The organism is Serratia sp. CY31944 (genome assembly GCF_052169175.1).
GTDB classification, from domain to species: domain Bacteria; phylum Pseudomonadota; class Gammaproteobacteria; order Enterobacterales; family Enterobacteriaceae; genus Serratia; species Serratia sarumanii.
In genome coordinates, this window is record NZ_JBJNLG010000042.1 from 1 (window position 1) to 4,987 (window position 4,987).

Sequence of the window (4,987 nt, forward strand, 5' to 3'; positions counted from 1 at the left end):
TTTGATGCCTGGCAGTGTCCTACTCTCGCATGGGGAGACCCCACACTACCATCGGCGCTACGGCGTTTCACTTCTGAGTTCGGCATGGGGTCAGGTGGGACCACCGCGCTATTGCCGCCAGGCAAATTCTGTTTCATTCCAACCGCTTCACTCTCGTGTCGCCATCAGAACCAATCTCGGAACTTCGCTGAAAATATCTTCGTCTCTAAAACACCTTCGGTGTTGTAAGGTTAAGCCTCACGGATCATTAGTACTGGTTAGCTCAATGCATCGCTGCACTTACACACCCAGCCTATCAACGTCTTAGTCTTAAACGTTCCTTCAGGGGACTTAAAGTCCCAGGGAAGACTCATCTTGAGGCAAGTTTCGCGCTTAGATGCTTTCAGCGCTTATCTTTTCCGCACTTAGCTACCGGGCAATGCCATTGGCATGACAACCCGAACACCAGTGGTGCGTTCACTCCGGTCCTCTCGTACTAGGAGCAACCCCTCTCAATCTTCCAACGCCCACGGCAGATAGGGACCGAACTGTCTCACGACGTTCTAAACCCAGCTCGCGTACCACTTTAAATGGCGAACAGCCATACCCTTGGGACCTACTTCAGCCCCAGGATGTGATGAGCCGACATCGAGGTGCCAAACACCGCCGTCGATATGAACTCTTGGGCGGTATCAGCCTGTTATCCCCGGAGTACCTTTTATCCGTTGAGCGATGGCCCTTCCATTCAGAACCACCGGATCACTAAGACCTACTTTCGTACCTGCTCGAGCCGTCACTCTCGCAGTCAAGCTAGCTTATGCCTTTGCACTAACCTCACGATGTCCGACCGTGATTAGCTAACCTTCGTGCTCCTCCGTTACTCTTTGGGAGGAGACCGCCCCAGTCAAACTACCCACCAGACACTGTCCTCACCCCGGATCACGGGGCAGAGTTAGAACATCAAACATTAAAGGGTGGTATTTCAAGGATGGCTCCACGCAGACTGGCGTCCACGCTTCAAAGCCTCCCACCTATCCTACACATCAAGGCTCAATGTTCAGTGTCAAGCTATAGTAAAGGTTCACGGGGTCTTTCCGTCTTGCCGCGGGTACACTGCATCTTCACAGCGAGTTCAATTTCACTGAGTCTCGGGTGGAGACAGCCTGGCCATCATTACGCCATTCGTGCAGGTCGGAACTTACCCGACAAGGAATTTCGCTACCTTAGGACCGTTATAGTTACGGCCGCCGTTTACTGGGGCTTCGATCAAGAGCTTCGCCTTGCGGCTGACCCCATCAATTAACCTTCCAGCACCGGGCAGGCGTCACACCGTATACGTCCACTTTCGTGTTTGCACAGTGCTGTGTTTTTATTAAACAGTTGCAGCCAGCTGGTATCTTCGACTGGCTTCAGCTCCATCCGCAAGGGACTTCACCTACATGCCAGCGTGCCTTCTCCCGAAGTTACGGCACCATTTTGCCTAGTTCCTTCACCCGAGTTCTCTCAAGCGCCTTGGTATTCTCTACCTGACCACCTGTGTCGGTTTGGGGTACGATTTAATGTTACCTGGAGCTTAGAGGATTTTCCTGGAAGCAGGGCATCAACTACTTCTGCACCGTAGTGCATCGTCATCACGCCTCAGGGTTAGTATGCAACCGGATTTACCAGGTCACACCCCCTACACGCTTAAACCGGGACAACCGTCGCCCGGCTAGCCTAGCCTTCTCCGTCCCCCCTTCGCAGTAACACCAAGTACAGGAATATTAACCTGTTTCCCATCGACTACGCTTTTCAGCCTCGCCTTAGGGGTCGACTCACCCTGCCCCGATTAACGTTGGACAGGAACCCTTGGTCTTCCGGCGAGCGGGCTTTTCACCCGCTTTATCGTTACTTATGTCAGCATTCGCACTTCTGATACCTCCAGCAACCCTCACAGGCCACCTTCAACGGCTTACAGAACGCTCCCCTACCCAACAACGCCTAAGCGTCGCTGCCGCAGCTTCGGTGCATGGTTTAGCCCCGTTACATCTTCCGCGCAGGCCGACTCGACCAGTGAGCTATTACGCTTTCTTTAAATGATGGCTGCTTCTAAGCCAACATCCTGGCTGTCTGTGCCTTCCCACATCGTTTCCCACTTAACCATGACTTTGGGACCTTAGCTGGCGGTCTGGGTTGTTTCCCTCTTCACGACGGACGTTAGCACCCGCCGTGTGTCTCCCGTGATAACATTCTTCGGTATTCGGAGTTTGCATCGGTTTGGTAAGCCGGGATGGCCCCCTAGCCGAAACAGTGCTCTACCCCCGAAGATGAGTTCACGAGGCGCTACCTAAATAGCTTTCGGGGAGAACCAGCTATCTCCCGGTTTGATTGGCCTTTCACCCCCAGCCACAAGTCATCCGCTAATTTTTCAACATTAGTCGGTTCGGTCCTCCAGTTAGTGTTACCCAACCTTCAACCTGCCCATGGCTAGATCACCGGGTTTCGGGTCTATACCTTGCAACTATTCGCCCAGTTAAGACTCGGTTTCCCTACGGCTCCCCTATACGGTTAACCTTGCTACAAAATATAAGTCGCTGACCCATTATACAAAAGGTACGCAGTCACACCACGAAGGTGCTCCCACTGCTTGTACGTACACGGTTTCAGGTTCTATTTCACTCCCCTCGCCGGGGTTCTTTTCGCCTTTCCCTCACGGTACTGGTTCACTATCGGTCAGTCAGGAGTATTTAGCCTTGGAGGATGGTCCCCCCATATTCAGACAGGATGTCACGTGTCCCGCCCTACTCATCGAACTCACGACCTGTGCATTTTAGTGTACGGGGCTATCACCCTTTGCTGCGCGACTTTCCAGACGCTTCCACTAACACACAAGCCGATTCAGGTTCTGGGCTCCTCCCCGTTCGCTCGCCGCTACTGGGGGAATCTCGGTTGATTTCTTTTCCTCGGGGTACTTAGATGTTTCAGTTCCCCCGGTTCGCCTCATGCCACTATGTATTCATGACATGATAGTGTGTCGAAACACACTGGGTTTCCCCATTCGGGTATCGCCGGTTGTAACGGTTCATATCACCTTACCGACGCTTTTCGCAGATTAGCACGCCCTTCATCGCCTCTGACTGCCTAGGCATCCACCGTGTACGCTTAGTCACTTAACCTCACAACCCGAAGATGTTTCCATCGTTCGCGCTGCAAACATTTGAGAGACTCTATGACAGGTTACTCTTCATTCCGGTACTTCTACGGAGGAATGAATTTCAGCCGTCATGTTTCAATTTTCAGCTTGTTCCAGATTGTTAAAGAGCAATATCTTAAACATGACTCGAAAGTCATCTTTAAGATATGGTGTATCGTCAGATACTGAAGACCGCCGCTTTCACCGGGTGGGTCGGAAGCTTGGCGTCCCCTAGGGGATTCGAACCCCTGTTACCGCCGTGAAAGGGCGGTGTCCTAGGCCTCTAGACGAAGGGGACACGACACCGTACTTTTATGACGCTTTTGCTCGTTACTTTTTCATCAGACAATCTGTGTGAGCACGCCACTCGAAGCAATATCTTTAGGTAAGGAGGTGATCCAACCGCAGGTTCCCCTACGGTTACCTTGTTACGACTTCACCCCAGTCATGAATCACAAAGTGGTAAGCGCCCTCCCGAAGGTTAAGCTACCTACTTCTTTTGCAACCCACTCCCATGGTGTGACGGGCGGTGTGTACAAGGCCCGGGAACGTATTCACCGTAGCATTCTGATCTACGATTACTAGCGATTCCGACTTCATGGAGTCGAGTTGCAGACTCCAATCCGGACTACGACGTACTTTATGAGGTCCGCTTGCTCTCGCGAGGTCGCTTCTCTTTGTATACGCCATTGTAGCACGTGTGTAGCCCTACTCGTAAGGGCCATGATGACTTGACGTCATCCCCACCTTCCTCCAGTTTATCACTGGCAGTCTCCTTTGAGTTCCCGGCCGAACCGCTGGCAACAAAGGATAAGGGTTGCGCTCGTTGCGGGACTTAACCCAACATTTCACAACACGAGCTGACGACAGCCATGCAGCACCTGTCTCAGAGTTCCCGAAGGCACCAAAGCATCTCTGCTAAGTTCTCTGGATGTCAAGAGTAGGTAAGGTTCTTCGCGTTGCATCGAATTAAACCACATGCTCCACCGCTTGTGCGGGCCCCCGTCAATTCATTTGAGTTTTAACCTTGCGGCCGTACTCCCCAGGCGGTCGATTTAACGCGTTAGCTCCGGAAGCCACGCCTCAAGGGCACAACCTCCAAATCGACATCGTTTACAGCGTGGACTACCAGGGTATCTAATCCTGTTTGCTCCCCACGCTTTCGCACCTGAGCGTCAGTCTTCGTCCAGGGGGCCGCCTTCGCCACCGGTATTCCTCCAGATCTCTACGCATTTCACCGCTACACCTGGAATTCTACCCCCCTCTACGAGACTCTAGCTTGCCAGTTTCAAATGCAGTTCCCAGGTTGAGCCCGGGGATTTCACATCTGACTTAACAAACCGCCTGCGTGCGCTTTACGCCCAGTAATTCCGATTAACGCTTGCACCCTCCGTATTACCGCGGCTGCTGGCACGGAGTTAGCCGGTGCTTCTTCTGCGAGTAACGTCAATTGATGAACGTATTAAGTTCACCACCTTCCTCCTCGCTGAAAGTGCTTTACAACCCGAAGGCCTTCTTCACACACGCGGCATGGCTGCATCAGGCTTGCGCCCATTGTGCAATATTCCCCACTGCTGCCTCCCGTAGGAGTCTGGACCGTGTCTCAGTTCCAGTGTGGCTGGTCATCCTCTCAGACCAGCTAGGGATCGTCGCCTAGGTGAGCCATTACCCCACCTACTAGCTAATCCCATCTGGGCACATCTGATGGCAAGAGGCCCGAAGGTCCCCCTCTTTGGTCTTGCGACGTTATGCGGTATTAGCTACCGTTTCCAGTAGTTATCCCCCTCCATCAGGCAGTTTCCCAGACATTACTCACCCGTCCGCCGCTCGTCACCC

General features: G+C 52.8%; 1 tRNA gene and 3 rRNA genes. All 4 read right to left on the minus strand.

What is annotated here, in order from left to right:
- Positions 1-6: 6 nt before the first annotated feature.
- A 5S ribosomal RNA gene (gene rrf, locus ACJ8IN_RS24545) occupies positions 7-122 on the minus strand.
- Positions 123-226: 104 nt separating this feature from the next.
- Positions 227-3,134 (minus strand): 23S ribosomal RNA (locus ACJ8IN_RS24550).
- A gap of 239 nt (positions 3,135-3,373) precedes the next feature.
- Positions 3,374-3,449, minus strand: a tRNA-Glu gene (locus tag ACJ8IN_RS24555).
- An 88-nt stretch (positions 3,450-3,537) separates the two neighbouring features.
- Positions 3,538-4,987 (minus strand): 16S ribosomal RNA (locus tag ACJ8IN_RS24560); the annotation flags it as partial.